We start from the raw sequence: 21,201 nt of genomic DNA on the forward strand, positions 1-21,201 counted from the left end.
GAACCCCACGGCGTAGAGTTTCAGGTTATGGCGACAGGATTTACCTGGGAAACGCAGAACCGCGAGTCTGACACCGCAGCCTGTATGGCCGTGTGGGAACACGGCAAGCGAATGTTGACCGATCCTGAGCTGGATATGGTTGTGCTGGATGAACTGACGTATATGGTGGCCTACGACTACCTACCGCTTGAAGAGGTGATCAACGCCTTAAACGCGCGCCCAGCCCAGCAGACGGTCATTATTACTGGTCGAGGATGCCATCGCGATATTCTGGAGTTAGCCGACACGGTCAGCGAGTTGCGTCCGGTCAAGCATGCTTTTGAGGCGGGCATTAAAGCCCAGATGGGGATTGATTACTAACAGCAGGCCGGATAAGGCGCTTGCGCCGCATCCGGCTCCACGCTAACGCCTGATGGCGCTTTGCTTATCAGGCCTGGTCATGATTAACCGTTGTTGCTGCGTCCGCCCGGGCGACGACTGCTGCCGACCTGAGAGTGACGTTTCACCGCACGGCGGATCTGATTCGCCTTCATGCGGCGACGATCTTTCTCGACGGCCACTTTAGAGGTCGTTTCTGGCTTCAGCTCCACCAGTTCACGCAAATAGTTGGTCTGAGCAAGATCAAGCTCTGTCCAGCCACCACGCGGCAGGCCTTTCGGCAGCGGGATATCACCGTAGCGTACACGGATCAGACGGCTTACCTGCACACCTACCGCTTCCCACAGACGGCGAACCTCGCGGTTGCGGCCTTCAGTCAGCGTGACGTTATACCACTGGTTAATCCCTTCACCACCGCTGAACTTGATCGTTTTAAACGCAGCCGGACCATCTTCCAACTGTACGCCACGGCTCAGATCACGCAGTTTAGCATCGTCAACCTGACCGAATACTCGCACCGCGTACTCGCGTTCAACTTCACGGCTCGGGTGCATCAGACGGTTCGCCAGTTCACCATCAGTAGTAAACAGCAGCAGACCACAGGTGTTCACGTCCAGACGACCTACGGCAATCCAGCGCGCGTCGCGCAGTTTTGGCAGGCGATCAAATACGGTCGGACGACCTTCCGGGTCGTTACGGGTACACAGTTCACCTTCCGGCTTGTAATAAGCCAGAACGCGGCAGATTTGTTCTGCAGATTCTTTCACCGAAATCAGATGACCGTCGATACGGATTTTCAGACCCGGCGTCACTTCAACGCGATCGCCGAGCGTGGCAATTTTGCCATCAACGCTCACGCGACCCGCGGCAATAATGGATTCAATTTCACGGCGAGAACCGTGGCCAGCACGCGCCAGCACTTTTTGTAACTTTTCGCTCATAGAGCTTCCTTTAGGTGTCGCCTTCACAGGCGTCGAACAGGAGAATCAACGGCGCCAGTCAGCGCCATTTTAAGGCCGCGTAGTATAGCGGTTCGCGCCCTTATAAGAAAGGTTTAACGTCACCAACACCTTCGCGCAATACCACCGGGGAATCGTCGGTTAAATCGATGACCGTGGTCGGCTGTTGGCCAAGATATCCACCATGGATAATCAAATCCACCTGTTTCTCCAGACGGTCTTTAATTTCTTCCGGATCTGACTCAGTAAAATCACTGCCCGGCAGCATCAGTGATGTGGAGAGCATCGGCTCGCCCAGCGCTTCAAGCAGCGCCAGTGCAATTGGGTTCGAGGGTACACGAAGGCCGATAGTCTTACGTTTTTCCTGCAACAAGCGGCGCGGAACCTCTTTCGTCCCCTTCAGGATGAAGGTGTAGTTGCCCGGCGTGTTGTTTTTGATCAAACGGAAGGCCACGTTGTCGACAAACGAATAGGTCGACAATTCGGACAGGTCACGGCACATCAGCGTAAAGTTGTGCCCGTCCGGCAGGTGACGGATGCGGCAAATGCGCTCCATTGCACCTTTATCTTCAATTTTACACCCCAACGCATAGCCGGAATCGGTTGGATAGACAATCACCCCACCTTTCCGCACGATATCAACGGCCTGGTTGATCAGTCGCTGCTGCGGGTTTTCGGGATGAATATAAAAAAACTGGCTCATACTTTCCTCTCTGTGGTCTCGGGCTGCTCCCAAAGTTGCCAGACGCCTTCTACGCCTGCGGGCAACCAGAGTTTACGCCCCAGTTCAATCCATGGGCAGGGTAGATGAAAATCAGACCCTTGCGATGCCCACAATTGATGCTGACGCGCAAGCGTCGCCAGATGGGTGCGTTCATTGGGAGACTGCTGGCACTGTGCCACCTCCATCGCGTCACCGCGGTGCTCAGCAAAATGCGCAACCAGTCTTTTCAGCCACTTAGCGCTAAGATCGTACCGCCCAGGATGAGCCAGAACAGCCTTACCGCCAGAATGATGAATGACATCAATAGCTTGTTCTATTGTACACCACTGTGGCGGAACGTAACCGGTTTTCCCACGAGCAAGATATTTTTTAAAGACATCCGCCATGGTTGTGGCTTTGCCACATTCCACCAGGAAACGCGCAAAATGCCCCCGCGTAACCGCCCCGCCATCAGCCAGTCGTAGAGCCCCTTCCCATGCGCCGGGAATGTGCGCTTTGTCGAGCCGTTCAGCAATCAGGCGCGCGCGCTGCTGGCGACGTTCCGTCTGTTGCGCCAGAAAGTCGCACATCACTGGATGCGCGATATCAATGTTCAGACCCACTATATGGATCTCATGGTTTTCCCAGACCGTTGATATCTCAACGCCAGAGATCAAATTTAACGCTAAACCTGAACGTGAAATTTCTTCTCTTGCCGCCGCAATGCCCGCCGTGGTGTCATGATCTGTGATCGCCAGTGTACCGACTCGCATCTCTACCGCACGGTGTACTAAGGCTTCTGGCGTTAATCGCCCATCAGAAGCAGTAGTATGGCTGTGCAGGTCATAAATCACTGCGTAATTCGTGTCGCTCAAGGCGGCTCCCGTTTCAATAAATGTCGTAACACGCCCATCATAACGGTTTCGACAAATATACTGAAATCAGGTGTTGACTTTGCCTCATCGAACTAGTTAACTAGTACGCAAGTTCACATGAAGAAGGTATCTGAGATGAAAGCAACATTTATTCTGCACGGTTGGTGGCGCACTTCCTGATTTCGGGCAGTGTCTTACGTCTGCAATATGCAACCAGATACCCGGCCCGCCAAATAAGCGGGTTTTTTTTTGAACAAAATTAATGAGAATAACGATGCAAACACAAAAACCAACACTTGAACTGCTCGCCTGCGATGCCGCCTACCGTGAGAACCCGACGGCGCTGTTTCATCAGGTGTGTGGCGCACGACCGGCAACGCTGCTGCTGGAATCCGCCGATATCGACAGCAAGGACGATCTCAAGAGCCTGCTGCTGGTCGACAGCGCATTGCGCATTACCGCCCTGGGTGACACTGTCACTATTCAGGCACTGTCGGCGAATGGCGCATCGCTGCTGCCCCTGCTGGACGCCGCCCTGCCCGCGGGCGTTGACAACGATAAACAGCCGAATGCTCGTCAGTTGACATTCCCCAGCGTAAGCCCGCTGCTGGATGAAGATGCCCGCTTATGTTCCCTTTCTGTATTTGATGCGTTCCGTTTACTGCAGGAACTGGTTAATGTTCCGGCGCAGGAACGTGAAGCCATGTTCTTCGGCGGTCTGTTTTCCTATGACCTGGTTGCCGGATTTGAAGATTTACCCCAGCTTGAGGCGGGTAACCAGTGCCCGGACTACTGCTTCTATCTGGCAGAAACGCTGATGGTTATCGACCACCAGAAAAAAAGTACCCGCATTCAGGCCAGCATCTTTACGCCAAATGACGAGGAAAAACTGCGACTGAACGCCCGCCTGGCACAGTTGAGCCAACAGCTTACCGAACCTGCGCCGCCGCTGCCCGTCACTGAAGTCCCGCAGATGCGCTGCGAATGCAATCAGAGCGATGAAGAGTTCGGTGCCGTGGTGCGCGGCCTGCAAAAAGCGATTCGCGCAGGTGAGATTTTCCAGGTGGTTCCATCTCGTCGTTTCTCGCTGCCCTGCCCGTCACCGCTGGCAGCCTACTATGTGCTGAAGAAAAGCAACCCCAGCCCGTACATGTTTTTCATGCAGGACAACGAGTTCACACTGTTCGGCGCATCGCCAGAAAGCTCGTTGAAATACGATGCCACCAGCCGCCAGATTGAAATTTACCCGATTGCCGGGACCCGCCCACGCGGTCGTCGTGCAGACGGAACGCTTGACCGCGACCTTGACAGCCGTATCGAGCTGGAGATGCGTACCGACCATAAAGAGCTTTCAGAGCACCTGATGCTGGTTGACCTGGCGCGTAACGATCTCGCACGCATCTGTACGCCGGGCAGCCGCTACGTTGCGGATCTCACCAAAGTGGATCGTTACTCCTTCGTTATGCACCTGGTTTCGCGCGTGGTCGGCGAATTACGTAGCGATCTGGATGTGCTGCATGCTTACCGCGCCTGTATGAATATGGGCACGTTAAGCGGAGCGCCGAAAGTTCGCGCTATGCAGCTTATCGCCGAGGCCGAAGGTCGACGCCGTGGAAGCTATGGCGGTGCCGTAGGTTACTTCACCGCCCATGGCGATCTGGATACCTGTATTGTGATTCGTTCCGCCCTCGTGGAAGACGGTATTGCTACCGTACAAGCCGGTGCCGGGATTGTTCTGGATTCTGTTCCGCAGTCTGAAGCCGATGAAACCCGTAATAAAGCGCGTGCGGTTCTGCGTGCTATCGCCACCGCACACCACGCACAGGAGACTTTCTGATGGCTGACATTCTGCTGCTCGATAATATTGACTCTTTTACCTATAACCTGGCGGATCAGCTACGTACTAATGGTCACAACGTGGTGATTTACCGCAACCATATTCCGGCCCAGACGTTGATTGACCGTTTAGCAACGATGAAAAATCCGGTGCTGATGCTCTCTCCAGGTCCTGGTGCGCCCAGTGAAGCGGGTTGCATGCCTGAACTGTTAACCCGCCTGCGCGGCAAGCTGCCGATCATTGGCATCTGTCTGGGTCATCAGGCGATTGTTGAGGCCTATGGCGGATATGTGGGCCAGGCTGGAGAAATCCTGCACGGCAAAGCCTCCAGCATTGAACACGACGGTCAGGCAATGTTTGCTGGTCTGGCGAATCCGCTGCCGGTGGCACGCTATCATTCGTTGGTTGGCAGCAACGTTCCGGCAGGATTAACCATTAACGCCCATTTTAACGGCATGGTGATGGCGGTACGTCACGATACCGATCGCGTATGCGGCTTCCAGTTCCATCCGGAGTCCATTCTGACCACCCAGGGTGCGCGTCTGCTGGAGCAAACGCTGGCCTGGGCGCAACAGAAGCTTGAACAGACCAATACGCTGCAACCTATTCTGGAGAAACTGTATCAGGCTCAGACGCTGTCCCAGCAGGAAAGCCACCAGTTGTTCTCTGCCGTGGTCCGCGGTGAACTGAAGCCGGAACAACTGGCAGCGGCGCTGGTGAGCATGAAAATTCGTGGCGAGCATCCGAATGAAATTGCCGGTGCGGCAACCGCGCTGCTGGAAAATGCCGCCCCGTTCCCACGCCCTGATTATCTGTTTGCCGATATTGTCGGTACCGGTGGTGATGGCAGCAACAGTATCAATATTTCCACCGCCAGCGCCTTTGTTGCAGCGGCTTGCGGACTGAAAGTTGCCAAACACGGTAACCGCAGCGTTTCCAGCAAATCGGGGTCTTCGGATCTGTTAGCGGCATTTGGCATCAATCTGGATATGAACGCCGATAAATCCCGCCAGGCGCTTGACGATCTCGGCGTGTGCTTCCTGTTTGCGCCGAAATACCACACCGGTTTTCGCCATGCGATGCCGGTACGCCAGCAGTTGAAAACTCGCACGCTGTTTAATGTGCTTGGGCCATTGATTAATCCGGCACATCCGCCGCTGGCGCTGATCGGCGTTTACAGCCCGGAGCTGGTGCTGCCGATTGCCGAAACGCTGCGCGTGCTCGGCTATCAGCGAGCAGCCGTAGTGCACAGTGGTGGCATGGACGAAGTTTCGCTGCATGCACCGACCATTGTGGCTGAGCTGCACGATGGGGAAATCAAGAGCTACCAGCTAACGGCGGAAGACTTTGGCCTGACGCCATATCATCAGGAACAGCTGGCTGGCGGCACGCCGGAAGAAAACCGTGACATTCTGAGTCGCTTGTTACAAGGTAAAGGTGAGGCCGCTCATGAGGCTGCTGTTGCCGCGAATGTCGCCATGTTAATGCGCCTGCACGGTGAAGAAGACTTAAAAGCCAACGCGCAAACCGTGATTAATGTGCTGCGCAGCGGTGCGGCTTACGACCGTGTTACTGCACTGGCAGCGAGAGGGTAAATGATGCAAACCGTTTTAGCGAAAATTGTCGCTGACAAGGCGATTTGGGTAGAAGCCCGCAAACAGCAACAACCGCTGACCAGCTTTCAAAATGATGTTCAACCCAGCACGCGTGATTTCTATGATGCGCTGCAAGGGACACGTACCGCTTTTATTCTGGAGTGCAAAAAAGCCTCTCCGTCAAAAGGCGTAATTCGTGATGACTTCGACCCGGCACAGATTGCGGGAGTATACAAACATTATGCGTCAGCAATTTCCGTGCTAACGGACGAGAAATATTTTCAGGGTAGCTTTGATTTTCTGCCCATCGTCAGTCGCATCGCACCACAGCCGATCCTGTGTAAAGACTTTATTATCGATCCTTACCAGATTTATCTGGCACGTTTCTACCAGGCGGACGCCTGCCTGCTGATGTTGTCGGTTTTAGATGATGAACAGTATCGTCAGCTCGCCGCCGTCGCCCACAGCCTGAAAATGGGCGTGCTGACCGAGGTTAGCAATGAAGAAGAGCTGGAGCGCGCCATTGCGCTGGGGGCGAAAGTCGTCGGTATTAACAACCGTGATTTGCGTGACCTGTCGATTGACCTCAACCGTACTCGCCAGCTTGCACCACGTTTGGGTCATGGCGTCACCGTCATCAGCGAATCCGGGATCAACACTTATGGTCAGGTTCGCGAACTCAGCCATTTCGCCAACGGATTTCTGATAGGTTCTGCGCTGATGTCCCATGATGATCTTCACGCCGCCGTACGTCGTGTTTTGCTTGGCGAAAATAAAGTCTGCGGACTGACTCGTGCACAGGATGCAAAAGCAGCGTACGAATCTGGGGCCATTTATGGCGGCGTAATTTTTGTCCCGACCTCACCACGCGCTGTCAGCGTTGAGCTGGCGCGAGACGTTATGACGGGTGCGCCGCTACAGTATGTAGGCGTGTTCCGTAACACCGACATCGCAGACGTCCGCGAAAAAGTCACCACACTGTCGCTGGCCGCCGTACAACTACATGGAAGCGAAGATCAGGCCTATATCGATGCTCTGCGCAATGTGCTACCCGCGCAGGTGCAAATCTGGAAGGCGCTAAGCGTCAGCGAGACATTGCCAGCCTGTGATTACCAGCATGTCGATAAATACGTTTTCGACAACGCTCAGGGCGGTAGCGGGCAACGCTTCGACTGGTCACTCTTAGGCGGACAATCGCTGGATAACGTTTTACTGGCTGGCGGACTCGGTGCAGATAACTGCGTCGACGCGGCTAAAACCGGCTGTGCCGGGCTCGATTTCAATTCTGGCGTAGAGTCACAGCCGGGCATCAAAGATGCGCGTCTTCTGGCTTCAGTCTTTCAGACGCTGCGCGCATATTAAGGAAAAGGACATGACAACATTACTCAATCCGTATTTTGGTGAATTTGGCGGTATGTATGTGCCACAGATTCTGATGCCTGCGCTGCGTCAACTGGAAGAAGCGTTCGTCAGTGCACAAAAAGACCCTGAGTTTCAGGCACATTTTACAGACCTGCTGAAAAACTATGCTGGTCGCCCAACTGCGCTGACCAAATGCCAGAACATTACTCAAGGCACCAACACCACGTTGTATCTTAAACGTGAAGATTTGCTGCACGGCGGCGCGCACAAAACCAACCAGGTGCTGGGCCAGGCGTTGCTGGCGAAGCGTATGGGTAAAACCGAGATCATCGCCGAAACCGGCGCGGGTCAGCATGGTGTGGCGTCTGCCCTTGCCAGCGCCTTGCTGGGTTTAAAGTGCCGTATTTATATGGGTGCGAAAGACGTTGAACGCCAGTCGCCGAACGTTTTCCGTATGCGTTTGATGGGTGCAGAAGTTATCCCCGTTCACAGCGGTTCCGCAACGCTGAAAGATGCCTGTAACGAAGCGCTGCGCGACTGGTCTGGCAGCTATGACACTGCGCACTATATGCTCGGTACGGCGGCAGGTCCGCACCCCTTCCCGACCATTGTACGTGAATTCCAGCGCATGATCGGTGAAGAAACCAAAGCGCAGATCCTCGAAAAAGAGGGTCGCCTGCCGGACGCCGTGATCGCCTGCGTGGGCGGCGGTTCTAACGCCATCGGTATGTTCGCCGACTTTATTAATGAAACCAGCGTCGGGCTGATTGGCGTAGAGCCAGGCGGTCACGGGATTGAGTCTGGAGAACACGGCGCGCCGTTGAAACATGGTCGTGTCGGGATTTACTTCGGCATGAAGTCCCCGATGATGCAAACCGAAGAAGGACAGATTGAAGAGTCTTACTCTATTTCCGCCGGACTGGACTTCCCGTCAGTCGGGCCACAGCACGCTTATCTGAACAGTATCGGACGTGCTGACTATGTATCGATTACTGATGATGAAGCGCTGGAAGCCTTCAAAACGCTGTGTCTGCATGAGGGGATTATCCCGGCGCTGGAGTCTTCCCACGCCCTGGCACATGCGTTGAAAATGATGCGTGAAAATCCCGAAAAAGAGCAGTTACTGGTGGTCAACCTCTCCGGTCGCGGCGACAAAGACATTTTCACCGTACACGATATTCTGAAAGCGCGAGGGGAAATCTGATGGAACGTTACGAAAACCTGTTTGCACAGCTGAAGGACCGCAAAGAAGGTGCTTTTGTCCCCTTCGTGACCCTGGGCGATCCCTCTGTTGAACAGTCACTGAAAATCATTGATACGCTGATCGAAGCGGGTGCCGATGCGCTTGAGCTGGGTATTCCGTTCTCCGACCCGCTGGCCGACGGCCCAACCATTCAGGAAGCAACATTACGTGCGTTCGCGGCAGGCGTCACGCCGTCACAATGTTTTGAAATGTTGGCGTTGATTCGGCAAAAACACCCTACCATTCCAATTGGTTTACTGATGTATGCCAACCTGGTGTTCAGCAAGGGTATTGACGAATTTTACGCACAGTGTGAGAAGGTCGGCGTAGATTCGGTATTAGTCGCCGATGTGCCGGTTGAAGAGTCTGCGCCATTCAGAACGGCCGCATTACGTCATAATGTAGCGCCAATTTTCATTTGCCCGCCTAACGCTGACGAAGAACTGCTGCGTCAGATTGCCGCTCATGGCCGCGGTTATACCTATTTATTGTCACGCGCAGGCGTTACGGGTGCCGAAAATCGTGCGGCGTTACCGTTGCATCATCTGGTCGAAAAGCTGAAAGAATTCAATGCCCCGCCTTCTTTACAGGGCTTTGGTATCTCTGCACCGGAACAGGTGACAGGCGCCATTGAAGCAGGTGCTGCGGGGGCTATTTCCGGATCGGCGATTGTTAAAATCATTGAGAAAAATGTTGCAGCACCAGAGCAAATGCTGGCTGAGCTGAAAGCGTTTGTCAGCGCGATGAAAGCCGCCACCCAACAGTAAGCTAATTAAACCGCCAGTGACTTCTGGCGGTTTTACTCCCTGGCCTGCTTCATTTTGTACATGGCAGTATCCGCATTCTGGATTGCCGCATCCAGCTCCCCCTTCACCTCTGCAATCCCCCACGACACTGACAAGGGTATAGTGTTGCCGTCCACCACAAATACATGGCTGGTCACCTGTCCGCTTATACGCTGCGCAATCGCGATAGCATCACTGGCCTGAGAGCGAAACAGCAGGATCATAAATTCATCTCCGCCAGTGCGGATCACAAGATCGTGGCTGGTACGGGTGTTAGACAACATTCTGTTGGCGATAATTTGCAGCGCACGGTCCCCAGCAGCATGCCCCCAGGTATCATTGACAGCCTTGAACTTATTGCAATCCAGTAGCACTACCGAGCAATGTGATAAATCCCTGCGCTTGATGATGTCGAGAATTCGGCGATTAAAGCAGCCGGTCAGCGTATCAATATAAACTTTCAGGTCGCTTTCATTCAGCCATGATTTTAGCGAGAAAGTAATCATGATGAAAAAGAACGGCGCCAGCAGAATAACAATGCCGGCTTGCGTATCGCGCGCCATAAAACGGCCTAATGACAGCGAATAGTGCAGCGCATATTTTTCTGAGAAATTGCGCACCAAATAGCTGGATTGTCCCGCACATTTGCCGGATAAACAAAGGCTCTCTTTGTTGGTTAAATTCACTAACTCCACGTTCAATCCGGGAAGAATTTGATTATCAAACGCCTCGGCCAACGCTTCCTGCAGCTCGGGTTTCGAATGATCATAGACCAGATAGGCAACGATTTGGTCTGATATCTCTTTACCCGACAGATCGTAGATATAGCTCACCACGCTGTAGGCTTTTTCACCGGTAATTTTATCGGTATAGAAGTTTGTTGAACTGAGAGCTTTATTTTTGACATTTTTTTGCAGCAACCGGGTATAGAAATCGACGGGCGGATAGAAAAACTGCGTAATATCCATCGCCATTTCGGAGTCAGAAAAACTGAAATTGCGCGAGTCGGAAGCCATAAACCAGTAAAAATAATCTGAATGGCTGGCGATAATGTAACGATGCGCATCGAAGCTGCCTGGATTTAGCTCATTAACCATTCCACGAATGAACTCCGCCGCAGTATACATACACAGCGCATTATGGCTGGGTTGCTGAGCAATAATCGTCCCTGTCGCGGAATGAACCCGCTTTGGGTCGGCGTTAATTCCCCATTCATCTTTATTTCGCGGAACAAACTGCGCCATAACACCACACTGTTCGCCGGTTTTGATGTGGTAGTAACGCTCGCCAATCGCATCGGCAATTAGTTCATTATCGTTAAAAATGTCCAACATGTGAGCTTGCAGGCGGCTCACGCCTTCACTGGCGGTCGCCATACGCTGTTCATAAATGATAAACAGAAACAGCGAGGTAAATACCAACGTAATGAGCCCGGATACCAGCAGAGCCTGCCTGTTTCGGAGCTTATCCTGCACAATCTTCACGAGTCCACCCCGATAGTTAACAGTATTACCAAACCGGTTACCCGTTTATGTTGTTGCATAACAGCGTTGTATATGGATAAAGATGTTAACCATCCAGAGACTAATGAGTTGAAATAAGAAGCGCACTCGTGCACGAAAGTTACAGACTTATACAATAAAAGCACATTTTTGTTAACACAAATGCAAACTAATCATCACCTTCAATCGGATACCCTGCCCGACGGATGGCCTCACGGCAGTCGCTCACGCCTGCGGCATAGCCCGCTTCAATCTCGCAAACCGGGCTGGCGCTGCAGTAAGGTAGTGTGATTTGTGTGGCGATGACCTTTTCCAGGGCTTCCACCCTGCTCATGTAATTCAATAATTCGCGCGCAGCATACACGGCAAACTCTGTCGTATCATCGTCTATCGATGCTTCCATAAGGGAAATTTTTTGTTGTAACAGCTGACGGGTCAATATCATCGTCAATACCCTCAAAGCCAGTTTGCTTAAAGAGTAGCATTACATCGAAGGGGAGAAAGTCGGGAAGGGAAAAAGAGAGGAGAAAAAGCTGGCCGCGAAACGACCAGCCTATCAGACTGGAATCATTGACTTAAAAACGATAACCCGCAGAGAACATAAACACCCACGGATCGAGGCGTACGCTGTCACGCTGCTGGACGCCACCCATTTTATAGCTCGCGGTGGTGTCGATATCCATGTACCAGACTGACATGTTAATCAGCCAGTCGCGGTTGATCAGATAGTCCATACCGACCTGTCCTGCTGCACCCCAGGAGTCTTTCAGGCTCAGATCGGATAAACCAGCTTCTTTCCCGTTGTTGTTAAAACCTTCATCGAAGAAAGTCGTGTAGTTCACACCCACGCCAACGTAAGGACGCAGTTTGCTGCTGGAGTCGCCAAAGTACCACTGCGCCATTAACGTCGGCGGTAAATGATGAACGGTGGCAATATCACCGGTTGCCCCGGTGCCTATCTTATGGCGAAACGGCGTGGCTGCCAGTAATTCAACGCCAATATTGTCGGTTGCCATATAGGTGAATGTCAGGCCCAACTGCGTATTGTTGCTGACATCAAAGCCACCCAGGCTTCCCAGCGTACCACCCGCGCCTTCCGTCGGTCTGACGGTAGCCGATCCTGCTCGAATAAAGAACTCTCCGGCCTCATGCGCAAATGCGTTACCAGAGAGAAGAGTTGTTAAAGCCAATGCTGCAACTGTTAATTTTTTCATGTCCGCTCCATCGTTATGGTTATAAAAGCGGAACGAATATACCCACAATAGAGTAATAAGTGATCTAACCTGGATCACATTGAGTTTGATAATTTAACATTTATTGATCCAGATTAAGTTAGAACTTGCATTCAAAATCCTGGTTAAATTAATACAGATCAATTTTGATATATTTTCACTATGCAAGTACCTTTAGCTCCAACACAAAGCGTTGGTTATTTGAACGTGATGCACAGAGAACAAACAACGATGTTGCAAGATGCTGAAGTCCTGGCCAAAAATTACCGGAGCTTTACAAAGATATGCCTTTCCATACATCGCACGATGCTGCCACTGTAGAGTTATCCAGGGTACAATTGCGCGCAAATGAACACCTGCAAAACTCAAGGAGAGTGCATGTCTATCACGGCGAAATCCGTTTACCGTGACACGGGAAACTTTTTCCGTAATCAATTCATTACCATCTTGCTGGTATCGTTATTGTGCGCGTTTATCACAGTGGTGCTAGGGCATGCCTTTTCTCCCAGCGACGCGCAAATCGCGCAACTGAGCGAAGGGGATCAGCTAACCAGCAGTGTGGGCCTGTTCGATCTGGTACAGAATATGACGCCGGAGCAGCAGCAAATTTTGCTACGCGCTTCTGCAGCATCGACGTTTTCAGGGCTGATTGGTAATGCAATCCTTGCAGGAGGCATCATCCTGATGATTCAACTGATTTCGGCGGGTCATCGGGTTAGTGCATTACGCGCCATTGGCGCCAGCGCGCCGGTATTACCTAAATTGTTTATTCTGATTTTTCTGACTACCCTGCTGGTACAGGTCGGTATTATGCTGGTTGTCGTGCCTGGTATTCTGCTGGCTATCTTGCTGGCCCTCGCGCCGGTGATGGTCGTGCAGGATAAAATGGGCGTCTTTGCCGCTATGCGCAACAGTATGCGTCTGGCGTGGTCTAATATGCGACTGGTAGCGCCGGCAGTAATCGGTTGGTTACTGGCTAAAACGCTGCTGTTGCTTTTTGCGCCAAGTTTTGCAGTACTAACGCCAAACGTAGGCGCGGTATTGGCGAATACGCTGAGCAATATGATCTCTGCTGTGCTGCTGATCTATTTGTTCCGCCTGTATATGCTGATTCGTCAATAAACCCTGAACGCATGCCGGGTGTGTTACCCAATGCTTTTTGATTACGGACTCGAAGAATGAAGCAGTTTCTTGATTTTTTACCGCTGGTTGTCTTTTTTGCTTTTTATAAGCTTTATGACATCTACGCGGCAACCTCGGCGCTTATTGTCGCAACAGCTGTGGTGTTGATTTACAGTTGGGTTCGCTATCGCAAAGTCGAGAAGATGGCGTTAATCACCTTTGTTCTGGTTGCTGTCTTCGGTGGCCTGACTATTTTCTTCCACAACGATGAATTCATTAAGTGGAAGGTTACGGTGATTTACGGACTGTTTGCCGGTGCACTGCTGGTTAGCCAGTGGGTGATGAAAAAACCGTTGATTCAGCGCATGTTAGGAAAAGAGCTGACGCTGCCGCAGCCGGTATGGTCGAAGCTAAATCTGGCCTGGGCCGTCTTCTTCATCCTGTGTGGACTGGCCAATATCTACATTGCGTTTTGGCTGCCGCAGAACATTTGGGTCAACTTCAAAGTGTTCGGATTAACCGCCCTGACCTTATTCTTCACGTTGCTGAGCGGAATCTATATCTACCGCCATCTGCCGCAGGAAGATAAATCGTAATAAGTGTTCGCCAGATCTGCGGATCTGGCGAATTTTTACCCACCCACGCTCTTCGTGGCAGACAAGCTGGCTTACATCCCCTCCGCGCGCTGCATCCCCTCTGTTCTCCGCTCGTAAATTCTAGTAGCATCCCGCCTGTAATCTTTCTCTACAGTCGGTTCTACAATGACAACAACGAATAACACCCCCCAGGGTGAACTGGTTTTACGCACTCTGGCCATGCCTGCCGATACCAATGCTAACGGTGATATTTTTGGCGGCTGGCTGATGTCACAGATGGATATTGGTGGCGCTATTCAGGCCAAAGAGATCGCACATGGCCGCGTGGTGACGGTGCGAGTGGAAGGAATGAGCTTTTTGCGCCCGGTTGCCGTGGGTGATGTGGTCTGTTGCTACGCACGCTGCGTAAAACGCGGGACGACGTCAATCAGCATTAATATTGAAGTCTGGGTGAAGAAAGTCGCTTCGGAACCTATTGGCCAGCGTTACAAAGCCACTGAAGCCCTGTTTATCTACGTCGCTGTAGATAAAGACGGTAAACCTCGTCCGATACCAACACAGGTCTGATAACCGCGTTGACACCGTTATCAGACCTGCTTGCCGGAGAAAGCCTGACGCCGACTCCGGCACGCCAGTTACTCAATCTGCGCCGTACCGTTCAGACGGAATACGATATTCACCACCAGGCCAGATCCCGGTTTGCCCGCTTCGTAACGCCATCTGCGCATCGCATTTTTCACTTCACGCTCAAACATGTTGGCAGGCTGTGCAGAAAGCACTTCAACATTCTCCACACGGCCATCTGATGTCACATCAAACTTGACCTTCACCCGACCTTCAATGCGCAAAGCCTGCGCGCGCGCCGGATACTGTGGCTGATTACGACTTAAGGCGCGTGGCCCAGACGGTGCGCTAACCGCAGGTTTACTGGTTGCCGGCGCGGTGCTGGTCGTTGTCGAACGAGCAGGCGCCGTGTTCTCAAACGGCGATACTGGACGCGACTCAACCGGTTTCACGTCACGTTTGGGCTGCTCTTCAACCTTTTTCACCGGTTTTGGCTTCGGTTTTGGTTTAGGTTTCGGTTTCTCAATCACCACCGGCGCCTCTTTTGGCGGTTCCGGTATCGGTTCAGGTTCCGGTTCAGGCTCAACGACAGGCTGCGGCGGTGGTTGAACTGCCTGAGGTGGCTCAAGATCGGCAGGTGCGACCATCGTGATGGAGATCGGCTGCGCGGGTGCAGGCAGTTCAATAACCTGATGTACCGAGGTATACAGCAGACCCGCCACTACAGCGCCGTGAATGCCGACGGAAAGTAACGTCGGCCAGGGAAAGCGACGAGGTAAATCAAGGGTCATTGCAGTCATAATCGTTTCAGTTATAAAACCAGGTCTCGATTTTAAATGCAAATAGCAATCATATTCAATAAGCCCATGACAGTAAGCCGCATTTAAAACGCAATTTCATGTAAAAAAACCATTATCTTAATATGGCCTTAACAAAGCTATTATCTTTACGTTGCAGTTACCAGGGCTTTCCAATAACGTAAACGCGACTTTTACCGATCAAGGAGCTCTACCCGTGCTGTATGTTATTTATGCTCAAGATATCGCAGATTCTCTCGAGAAACGTCTTTCCGTGCGCCCTGCTCACCTGGCCCGTCTGCAACTCCTCCATGATGAAGGTCGTCTACTGACGGCGGGCCCCATGCCAGCTGTCGACAGTAACGATCCGGGTGCGGCGGGATTTACCGGATCGACGGTGATTGCGGAATTTGAATCTTTAGAGGCAGCGCAGGCGTGGGCAGATGCCGACCCGTATGTGGCTGCAGGCGTTTATGCGCAAGTTTCGGTCAAACCGTACAAAAAAGTATTTTAAGAAACAGAACGGACAGGAATACATTGGGCACCGCAACGGTGCCCTTTTTGGATCAAATGCTGTAGATCGCAAACAGCAACGAATTTCGTTGATGATTGAGAATGCATTTTCTGATGGAGTGGATACGCATGTTACGGCGCGATTGCCCTTCAAGCCAACGTGCTTTACGGCGGCTAGCCTGACGCAGCATCCGCCAGCGTCCCACTTCCGTTCTACTACGCTTCATGTTAACTACTCTTCCAGTCACAGAGCGGGCATTATACCCCCAGACCGCATGCAGACCAGTGGTTTTCCCGTGTTTTTATTTGCCAGATGACTCCTGATGCGTAAACTCTTAACAATACGCTTTCAAAAGGATTTTTAATTTTATGACAACCTTCTACACCGTGGTGAGTTGGCTGGTCATTCTGGGTTACTGGGTACTCATTGCTGGCGTAACGTTACGCATTCTGATGAAGCGACGCGCAGTACCCTCCGCAATGGCCTGGCTTTTGATCATCTATATACTGCCATTGGTAGGGATCATTGCTTATCTGTCCTTTGGTGAACTCCACCTGGGCAAACGCCGCGCCGAGCGCGCCAGAGCGATGTGGCCATCAACAGCCAAATGGCTGAACGATCTCAAAGCCTGCAAACATATTTTCGCGCAAGAAAACAGCAGCGTTGCCTCCTCATTATTTAAGTTATGCGAGCGTCGCCAGGGCATTGCCGGCGTTAAGGGCAATCAGCTACAGCTGCTCACCAGTTCTGATGACGTGATGCAGGCGTTAATCCGTGATATTCAGCTGGCACGTCACAACATTGAGATGGTGTTCTACATCTGGCAACCTGGCGGTATGGCCGATCAGGTAGCCGAGTCGTTAATGGCTGCCGCGAGGCGTGGCATTCACTGTCGCCTGATGCTGGACTCCGCCGGCAGCGTGGCGTTCTTCCGCAGCCCTTGGGCGGCGATGATGCGTAACGCAGGTATCGAGGTTGTAGAAGCGCTGAAGGTGAACCTGATGCGTGTATTTTTACGCCGTATGGACCTGCGTCAGCACCGCAAAATGATCATGATCGACAACTACATTGCGTATACCGGCAGCATGAACATGGTCGATCCGCGTTTCTTTAAACAGGATGCCGGTGTCGGACAATGGGTTGATTTAATGGCAAGAATGGAAGGCCCGGTGGCCACTGCCATGGGGATCGTCTACTCATGCGACTGGGAAATTGAAACCGGTAAACGTATTTTACCGCCGCCTCCCGATGTCAACATCATGCCGTTTGAGCAGGCCAGCGGGCACACCATTCACACTATTGCCTCCGGTCCTGGCTTCCCTGAAGACTTGATCCATCAGGCCTTATTGACCGCCGCATATTCTGCTCGTGAATATTTAATCATGACCACCCCCTACTTCGTCCCCAGTGACGATCTGCTGCACGCCATCTGTACGGCAGCGCAGCGTGGTGTAGATGTCAGCATCATTCTTCCACGCAAGAATGACTCGATGCTGGTTGGCTGGGCAAGCCGGGCTTTTTTCACCGAGTTGCTGGCGGCAGGCGTGAAAATCTACCAGTTCGAAGGTGGGTTGTTACATACCAAGAGCGTGCTGGTCGATGGCGAATTGAGTCTGGTCGGTACTGTTAACCTGGATATGCGCAGCCTGTGGCTGAATTTTGAGATAACACTAGTAATTGACGATGCCGGATTCGGCGGTGACCTCGCTGCGGTACAGGATGATTATATTTCGCGTTCCCGCCTGCTAGATGCACGTTTGTGGGTAAAACGACCACTCTGGCAGCGTATCGCTGAGCGACTGTTTTACTTCTTTAGCCCGTTGCTGTAAAACGTGCCCATCAGACAGTAAACAGGTAGTCATTATGGATATGGATTTGAACAACCGCCTGACCGAAGACGAAACGCTCGAGCAGGCTTATGACATTTTTCTCGAACTGGCGGCGGACAATCTCGATCCGGCCGACATCCTTCTGTTCAATTTGCAGTTTGAAGAGCGTGGCGGTGCAGAGTTATTCGACCCTGCACAAGACTGGCAGGAGCACGTTGATTTTGACCTGAATCCTGACTTCTTCGCCGAAGTGGTGATTGGTCTGGCAGACTCAGAAGACGGCGAGATTAACGATATTTTTGCGCGTGTTCTGTTATGTCGCGAAAAAGATCACAAACTCTGCCACATCCTCTGGCGTGAATAATGAAAACAAAAAGCTGCTCTCGCAGCTTTTTTTATTTCTAGTCAGGCAATTTGCTTCCGCAACGATTACAAAATTGCGCGCTGTGCTCATGCTGACTTTGTTGGCACTGTGGACATTTGCGCTGATTTTGCCGGTGCTGAAACGCACTACTCATATGTGTTGTTATCAATCCTGTCGGGATTGCGATAACCGAATAACCAATCAGGATCAGCACTGACGCAACCATGCGGCCAAGCGGTGTATGCGGGGTAATATCACCATAGCCAACAGTTGTAACCGTAACGATTGCCCAATATACCGACGCATTCAGCGTAGTAAAACCATATTTCGGGCCTTCAATCAGGTACATCAGGGCGCCAAAGACAATCATCAGAATGGCAATAAACGAATAAAACAGCATCAACTGATGACGGGCACTTTTAATTGCGCTCCAGAACACACGCAGCGACGGCATAAATCGCAGCAGTTTGAGTATTCGCAGTACACGCAGCACACGCATCGCTCGCCAGGCGAAAACATAACTCAGACTAATTTCCGGCCATAGCCACATCACATACAGTGGCAGAATTGTCGCGAGATCGATAATTCCCCAGAAGCTAAACACATATTTTGCAGGATTGGCCCAGCAGCACAATCTGAGCAGATATTCGATGGTAAAGACCAGCGTAATAAAGACTTCCAGCCAGACAAAAATATGCCATTCATCATAGGTTAAATGGTATTGCGTCCCGACCCCAGACTCAATGAAGATAACAATCACGCTCAGCAATGCGAACAGTGCGCACATGCCTTCAAAACGGCGCCCCGAGCGCGTGTCTAAATCAAATAATGTACAATAGAGAGTACGGCGAACAGAAGAGACTAAGCCTGACACATTTACCTCACCAAAAAGAAGGGCTGACAGTGTGTCAGCCTTCTCGATTATAGCGGGTCTACTTTTAAGCAGGAAACCGCGTGTCGGAAACTCCCTTCAAGTACAGGACGCGTTTTCGCGCATTCTGGGCCGGCGATCGGACAACGTGTGCGGAACACACACCCCGAAGGCGGATTAATCGGGGAGGGTAACTCACCTTCCAGCAGTTGGATAACCTTGTTCCTCTCCATATCAGGATCGGGAATTGGCACCGCTGACATTAGTGCTTTGGTATAGGGATGCAGCGGATTATGGTACACCTCGTCATAGGTCCCCAACTCCACCGCATGTCCGAGATACATCACCAGCACACGATCGGAAATATGCTTAACCACTGCCAGGTCATGGGCAATGAAGATTAATGATAAGCCCATTTCACGCTGTAATTGCTGCAACAGGTTAACAACCTGCGCCTGAATCGACACATCCAGCGCGGATACAGGCTCATCACAAATTATCAGCTTCGGCTCAAGGATCAACGCGCGAGCAATACCAATACGCTGGCACTGCCCACCGGAAAACTCGTGCGGGTAGCGGTTAATCAGGTTAGGCAGTAACCCCACTTTCATCATCATCGCCTTTACGCGGTCACGGACTTCCTGCCCAGGCAGATTCGGGTGATAAGTCCGCAGCGGTTCGGCGATAATTTCACCGATGGTCATACGCGGGTTTAACGATGCCAGCGGATCCTGGAAAATCATCTGGATATCACTGCGCACTGCCCGCCACTCATCGGGTTTCATGCCAAGCAAATCTTTGCCGAGCCAGGCGACTTTACCATCAGTCGCTTTTACCAGACCGATAATCGCACGCGCAAACGTCGATTTCCCGCACCCCGATTCCCCCACTACGCCTAATGTTTCTCCCTCATACAGACGTAGGGTCACGCCATCAACGGCTTTCAGCGTTTTCGACGGTTGCCAGAACCACTGTTTACCATCTTTGATGTCGAAATGGACTTTCAGATCGGCAATTTCGAGGAGTACTTTTCGTTGTTCGGTTACCGCATTCATACCAGTTCCTCCACCGGTTTAAAGCAGGCGCGCAGACGGCCCGGACTAAACTCTTCCAGTGGCGGAGCACTGTTACAGATTTCCATGGCATGCGGGCAACGGGGCTGGAACGGGCAGCCTTTCGGTAAACGCAACAGATTCGGCGGATTACCCGGGATAGTCAGCATTTCTTCCCCTTCGGCATCCAGACGCGGGACGGCATTAAGCAGGCCAATCGAATACGGATGAACCGGCTTATAAAAGACATCGCGCGCACTGCCATACTCCATCGTGCGTCCGGCATACATCACTAACACCTTGTCGCAAATACCAGCAACAACACCGAGGTCGTGAGTAATCATAATAATTGCGGTATTGAATTCACTTTTCAGTTCATTCAGCAGCGTCATGATTTGCGCCTGAACCGTGACATCCAGCGCAGTAGTGGGTTCATCGGCAATCAGTAACTTTGGCCTGCACAGCAGCGCCATGGCGATCATGACGCGCTGACGCATACCGCCGGAGAATTCATGCGGATACATTTTCATACGCTTACGCGCTTCCGGCATTTTCACCGCATCCAGCATTCTGACCGACTCTTCAAAGGCTTCCGCTTTGCTCATACCTTTATGTAGCATCAGAACTTCCATTAACTGTTCGCCGACCCGCATATACGGATTGAGAGACGTCATGGGATCCTGGAAGATCATCGAGATTTGCTCGGCGCGTAGCTTGTTCAGCTCACGCTCCGGTAAGTTCAGGATCTCACGACCGTTGAATGTAGCGGAGCCGCCAATCCGGCCATTTGCGGCCAGCAGGCCCATCAAGGCAAATGCAGTCTGCGACTTACCTGAACCAGACTCACCAACAATACCCAGCGTTTCCCCGGCGCGTAGTGAAAAGTTTAAATCGTTTACTGCAGTAACATCACCATCTGGGGTGGCAAACGTCACACGCAGATCGGTAACGTTTAGCAGTGCGTTAGCCTGTTGTTGCGCGAGCGGCGCGGTTGAGGTCTCAATTACGCTCATGGCGGCAC

The 21,201-nt window shown here is 52.0% G+C and carries 24 protein-coding genes, 1 pseudogene and 1 other annotated feature; of the genes and pseudogenes, 14 read left to right on the top strand and 11 right to left on the bottom strand.

Going from position 1 to position 21,201, the window contains the following annotated elements; translation table 11 throughout:
- The coding region (cobO, locus tag JTI85_RS21460) for a cob(I)yrinic acid a,c-diamide adenosyltransferase (protein ID WP_255574756.1) at positions 1-360 on the top strand (360 nt) is incomplete at its 5' end.
- Positions 361-443: 83 nt separating this feature from the next.
- Here cobO and rluB read toward each other — a convergent pair.
- The 3 genes from rluB to rnm all read right to left on the bottom strand — a co-directional run bounded on the left by rluB (position 444) and on the right by rnm (position 2,915).
- Positions 444-1,319 (bottom strand): 23S rRNA pseudouridine(2605) synthase RluB, encoded by an 876-nt coding sequence (rluB, locus tag JTI85_RS12635; RefSeq protein ID WP_003020625.1) that lies wholly within the window; start codon positions 1,317-1,319, stop codon positions 444-446.
- A gap of 100 nt (positions 1,320-1,419) precedes the next feature.
- Positions 1,420-2,040, bottom strand: coding sequence for an L-threonylcarbamoyladenylate synthase (locus JTI85_RS12640; RefSeq protein WP_061068009.1), 621 nt, complete (start codon positions 2,038-2,040; stop codon positions 1,420-1,422).
- Positions 2,037-2,915, bottom strand: coding sequence for an RNase AM (gene rnm / locus JTI85_RS12645; RefSeq protein ID WP_048211492.1), 879 nt, complete (start codon positions 2,913-2,915; stop codon positions 2,037-2,039). The genes JTI85_RS12640 and rnm overlap by 4 nt, the downstream gene beginning before the upstream one ends.
- Before the next feature lie 135 nt (positions 2,916-3,050).
- On the opposite strand from rnm, the gene trpL reads away from it, so the two are divergent.
- The 6 genes from trpL (at position 3,051) to trpA (ending at position 9,719) form a co-directional block, all read left to right on the top strand.
- A complete protein-coding gene (gene trpL, locus JTI85_RS12650; RefSeq protein ID WP_133087228.1) occupies positions 3,051-3,095 on the top strand; it encodes a trp operon leader peptide in 45 nt (14 codons plus the stop codon).
- Positions 3,072-3,166 (top strand) — a sequence feature (Trp leader region). (Overlaps the previous gene by 24 nt.)
- A 23-nt stretch (positions 3,167-3,189) precedes the next feature.
- The gene (locus tag JTI85_RS12655) at positions 3,190-4,752 is read left to right on the top strand and encodes an anthranilate synthase component 1 (protein WP_116359987.1); all 1,563 of its coding nucleotides are present in this window, start codon (positions 3,190-3,192) and stop codon (positions 4,750-4,752) included.
- Entirely contained in the window at positions 4,752-6,347 is a 1,596-nt protein-coding gene (trpD, locus tag JTI85_RS12660; protein WP_003020639.1) for a bifunctional anthranilate synthase glutamate amidotransferase component TrpG/anthranilate phosphoribosyltransferase TrpD, read from the top strand. Before JTI85_RS12655 ends, trpD begins: the two co-directional genes overlap by 1 nt.
- Before the next feature lie 3 nt (positions 6,348-6,350).
- A complete protein-coding gene (trpCF, locus tag JTI85_RS12665; RefSeq protein WP_219352581.1) occupies positions 6,351-7,709 on the top strand; it encodes a bifunctional indole-3-glycerol-phosphate synthase TrpC/phosphoribosylanthranilate isomerase TrpF in 1,359 nt (452 codons plus the stop codon).
- A gap of 10 nt (positions 7,710-7,719) precedes the next feature.
- Complete coding sequence (trpB, locus tag JTI85_RS12670) at positions 7,720-8,913, top strand: tryptophan synthase subunit beta (RefSeq protein ID WP_219351589.1); 1,194 nt, start codon at positions 7,720-7,722, stop codon at positions 8,911-8,913.
- Positions 8,913-9,719, top strand: coding sequence for a tryptophan synthase subunit alpha (gene trpA / locus JTI85_RS12675; RefSeq protein WP_048211489.1), 807 nt, complete (start codon positions 8,913-8,915; stop codon positions 9,717-9,719). Before trpB ends, trpA begins: the two co-directional genes overlap by 1 nt.
- Positions 9,720-9,751: 32 nt before the next feature.
- Here trpA and JTI85_RS12680 read toward each other — a convergent pair whose 3' ends face one another.
- The 3 genes from JTI85_RS12680 to ompW form a co-directional block, all read right to left on the bottom strand.
- Positions 9,752-11,221, bottom strand: a complete 1,470-nt coding sequence (locus JTI85_RS12680; RefSeq protein ID WP_061068011.1) for a GGDEF domain-containing protein — start codon at positions 11,219-11,221, stop codon at positions 9,752-9,754.
- A 187-nt stretch (positions 11,222-11,408) separates the two neighbouring features.
- Positions 11,409-11,684 carry a hypothetical protein gene (locus tag JTI85_RS12685; protein WP_048211488.1) on the bottom strand — a complete coding sequence of 92 codons (276 nt, stop codon included), beginning with the start codon at positions 11,682-11,684 and terminating at the stop codon, positions 11,409-11,411.
- 130 nt (positions 11,685-11,814) lie between these two features.
- Positions 11,815-12,453, bottom strand: coding sequence for an outer membrane protein OmpW (gene ompW, locus JTI85_RS12690; RefSeq protein WP_040233206.1), 639 nt, complete (start codon positions 12,451-12,453; stop codon positions 11,815-11,817).
- Between the two features lie 281 nt (positions 12,454-12,734).
- Here ompW and JTI85_RS21465 point away from each other — a divergent pair.
- The 4 genes and pseudogenes from JTI85_RS21465 to yciA form a co-directional block, all read left to right on the top strand.
- Positions 12,735-12,821 (top strand): annotated as a pseudogene (locus tag JTI85_RS21465) (YkgJ family cysteine cluster protein); the annotation flags it as partial.
- A 28-nt stretch (positions 12,822-12,849) separates the two neighbouring features.
- On the top strand, positions 12,850-13,593 hold the full coding sequence (locus JTI85_RS12695) for a YciC family protein (protein WP_040233207.1): 744 nt from the start codon (positions 12,850-12,852) through the stop codon (positions 13,591-13,593).
- 56 nt (positions 13,594-13,649) lie between these two features.
- Positions 13,650-14,189, top strand: coding sequence for a septation protein A (locus tag JTI85_RS12700; protein WP_005126421.1), 540 nt, complete (start codon positions 13,650-13,652; stop codon positions 14,187-14,189).
- 165 nt (positions 14,190-14,354) lie between these two features.
- A complete protein-coding gene (yciA, locus tag JTI85_RS12705) occupies positions 14,355-14,756 on the top strand; it encodes an acyl-CoA thioester hydrolase YciA (RefSeq protein WP_048211486.1) in 402 nt (133 codons plus the stop codon).
- A gap of 68 nt (positions 14,757-14,824) precedes the next feature.
- Here yciA and tonB read toward each other — a convergent pair whose 3' ends face one another.
- The gene (gene tonB, locus JTI85_RS12710) at positions 14,825-15,553 is read right to left on the bottom strand and encodes a TonB system transport protein TonB (protein WP_197724098.1); all 729 of its coding nucleotides are present in this window, start codon (positions 15,551-15,553) and stop codon (positions 14,825-14,827) included.
- 214 nt (positions 15,554-15,767) lie between these two features.
- On the opposite strand from tonB, the gene JTI85_RS12715 reads away from it, so the two are divergent.
- The gene (locus JTI85_RS12715; protein WP_048211485.1) at positions 15,768-16,064 is read left to right on the top strand and encodes a YciI family protein; all 297 of its coding nucleotides are present in this window, start codon (positions 15,768-15,770) and stop codon (positions 16,062-16,064) included.
- 52 nt (positions 16,065-16,116) lie between these two features.
- On the opposite strand, the gene JTI85_RS12720 is transcribed toward JTI85_RS12715, so the two are convergent.
- Positions 16,117-16,290 (bottom strand): YciY family protein, encoded by a 174-nt coding sequence (locus JTI85_RS12720; RefSeq protein ID WP_005126414.1) that lies wholly within the window; start codon positions 16,288-16,290, stop codon positions 16,117-16,119.
- A 142-nt stretch (positions 16,291-16,432) separates the two neighbouring features.
- On the opposite strand from JTI85_RS12720, the gene cls reads away from it, so the two are divergent.
- Both cls and JTI85_RS12730 read left to right on the top strand, forming a co-directional pair.
- Entirely contained in the window at positions 16,433-17,893 is a 1,461-nt protein-coding gene (gene cls, locus JTI85_RS12725; protein WP_048211484.1) for a cardiolipin synthase, read from the top strand.
- Positions 17,894-17,927: 34 nt separating this feature from the next.
- A complete protein-coding gene (locus tag JTI85_RS12730) occupies positions 17,928-18,257 on the top strand; it encodes an HI1450 family dsDNA-mimic protein (RefSeq protein ID WP_040233211.1) in 330 nt (109 codons plus the stop codon).
- Positions 18,258-18,294: 37 nt separating this feature from the next.
- On the opposite strand, the gene JTI85_RS12735 is transcribed toward JTI85_RS12730, so the two are convergent.
- From JTI85_RS12735 to oppD, 3 genes are read right to left on the bottom strand one after another with little or no spacing between them, the layout of a single operon-like run.
- The gene (locus JTI85_RS12735) at positions 18,295-19,131 is read right to left on the bottom strand and encodes an ion transporter (RefSeq protein ID WP_219351591.1); all 837 of its coding nucleotides are present in this window, start codon (positions 19,129-19,131) and stop codon (positions 18,295-18,297) included.
- Between the two features lie 47 nt (positions 19,132-19,178).
- Positions 19,179-20,183, bottom strand: a complete 1,005-nt coding sequence (gene oppF / locus JTI85_RS12740; RefSeq protein ID WP_048211482.1) for a murein tripeptide/oligopeptide ABC transporter ATP-binding protein OppF — start codon at positions 20,181-20,183, stop codon at positions 19,179-19,181.
- Positions 20,180-21,193: a murein tripeptide/oligopeptide ABC transporter ATP-binding protein OppD gene (gene oppD / locus JTI85_RS12745; RefSeq protein ID WP_005126407.1), complete on the bottom strand. Its 1,014-nt coding sequence runs from the start codon at positions 21,191-21,193 to the stop codon at positions 20,180-20,182. Before oppD ends, oppF begins: the two co-directional genes overlap by 4 nt.
- Positions 21,194-21,201: the final 8 nt, after the last annotated feature.

It is taken from the genome of Citrobacter sp. Colony219, assembly GCF_019382635.1.
GTDB classification, from domain to species: Bacteria; Pseudomonadota; Gammaproteobacteria; order Enterobacterales; family Enterobacteriaceae; genus Citrobacter; species Citrobacter youngae.

What these genes read in the sequence shown, in the direction of transcription:
- rluB (WP_003020625.1), bottom strand. Translation starts at nt 1,319, where the DNA reads ATGAGCGAAAAGTTACAAAAAGTGCTGGCGCGTGCTGGCCACGGTTCT.
- JTI85_RS12640 (WP_061068009.1), bottom strand. Translation starts at nt 2,040, where the DNA reads ATGAGCCAGTTTTTTTATATTCATCCCGAAAACCCGCAGCAGCGACTG.
- JTI85_RS12655 (WP_116359987.1), top strand. Translation starts at nt 3,190, where the DNA reads ATGCAAACACAAAAACCAACACTTGAACTGCTCGCCTGCGATGCCGCC.
- trpD (WP_003020639.1), top strand. Translation starts at nt 4,752, where the DNA reads ATGGCTGACATTCTGCTGCTCGATAATATTGACTCTTTTACCTATAAC.
- trpCF (WP_219352581.1), top strand. Translation starts at nt 6,351, where the DNA reads ATGCAAACCGTTTTAGCGAAAATTGTCGCTGACAAGGCGATTTGGGTA.
- trpB (WP_219351589.1), top strand. Translation starts at nt 7,720, where the DNA reads ATGACAACATTACTCAATCCGTATTTTGGTGAATTTGGCGGTATGTAT.
- trpA (WP_048211489.1), top strand. Translation starts at nt 8,913, where the DNA reads ATGGAACGTTACGAAAACCTGTTTGCACAGCTGAAGGACCGCAAAGAA.
- JTI85_RS12685 (WP_048211488.1), bottom strand. Translation starts at nt 11,684, where the DNA reads ATGATATTGACCCGTCAGCTGTTACAACAAAAAATTTCCCTTATGGAA.
- ompW (WP_040233206.1), bottom strand. Translation starts at nt 12,453, where the DNA reads ATGAAAAAATTAACAGTTGCAGCATTGGCTTTAACAACTCTTCTCTCT.
- JTI85_RS12695 (WP_040233207.1), top strand. Translation starts at nt 12,850, where the DNA reads ATGTCTATCACGGCGAAATCCGTTTACCGTGACACGGGAAACTTTTTC.
- JTI85_RS12700 (WP_005126421.1), top strand. Translation starts at nt 13,650, where the DNA reads ATGAAGCAGTTTCTTGATTTTTTACCGCTGGTTGTCTTTTTTGCTTTT.
- yciA (WP_048211486.1), top strand. Translation starts at nt 14,355, where the DNA reads ATGACAACAACGAATAACACCCCCCAGGGTGAACTGGTTTTACGCACT.
- tonB (WP_197724098.1), bottom strand. Translation starts at nt 15,553, where the DNA reads ATGACTGCAATGACCCTTGATTTACCTCGTCGCTTTCCCTGGCCGACG.
- JTI85_RS12720 (WP_005126414.1), bottom strand. Translation starts at nt 16,290, where the DNA reads ATGAAGCGTAGTAGAACGGAAGTGGGACGCTGGCGGATGCTGCGTCAG.
- cls (WP_048211484.1), top strand. Translation starts at nt 16,433, where the DNA reads ATGACAACCTTCTACACCGTGGTGAGTTGGCTGGTCATTCTGGGTTAC.
- JTI85_RS12730 (WP_040233211.1), top strand. Translation starts at nt 17,928, where the DNA reads ATGGATATGGATTTGAACAACCGCCTGACCGAAGACGAAACGCTCGAG.
- oppF (WP_048211482.1), bottom strand. Translation starts at nt 20,183, where the DNA reads ATGAATGCGGTAACCGAACAACGAAAAGTACTCCTCGAAATTGCCGAT.
- oppD (WP_005126407.1), bottom strand. Translation starts at nt 21,193, where the DNA reads ATGAGCGTAATTGAGACCTCAACCGCGCCGCTCGCGCAACAACAGGCT.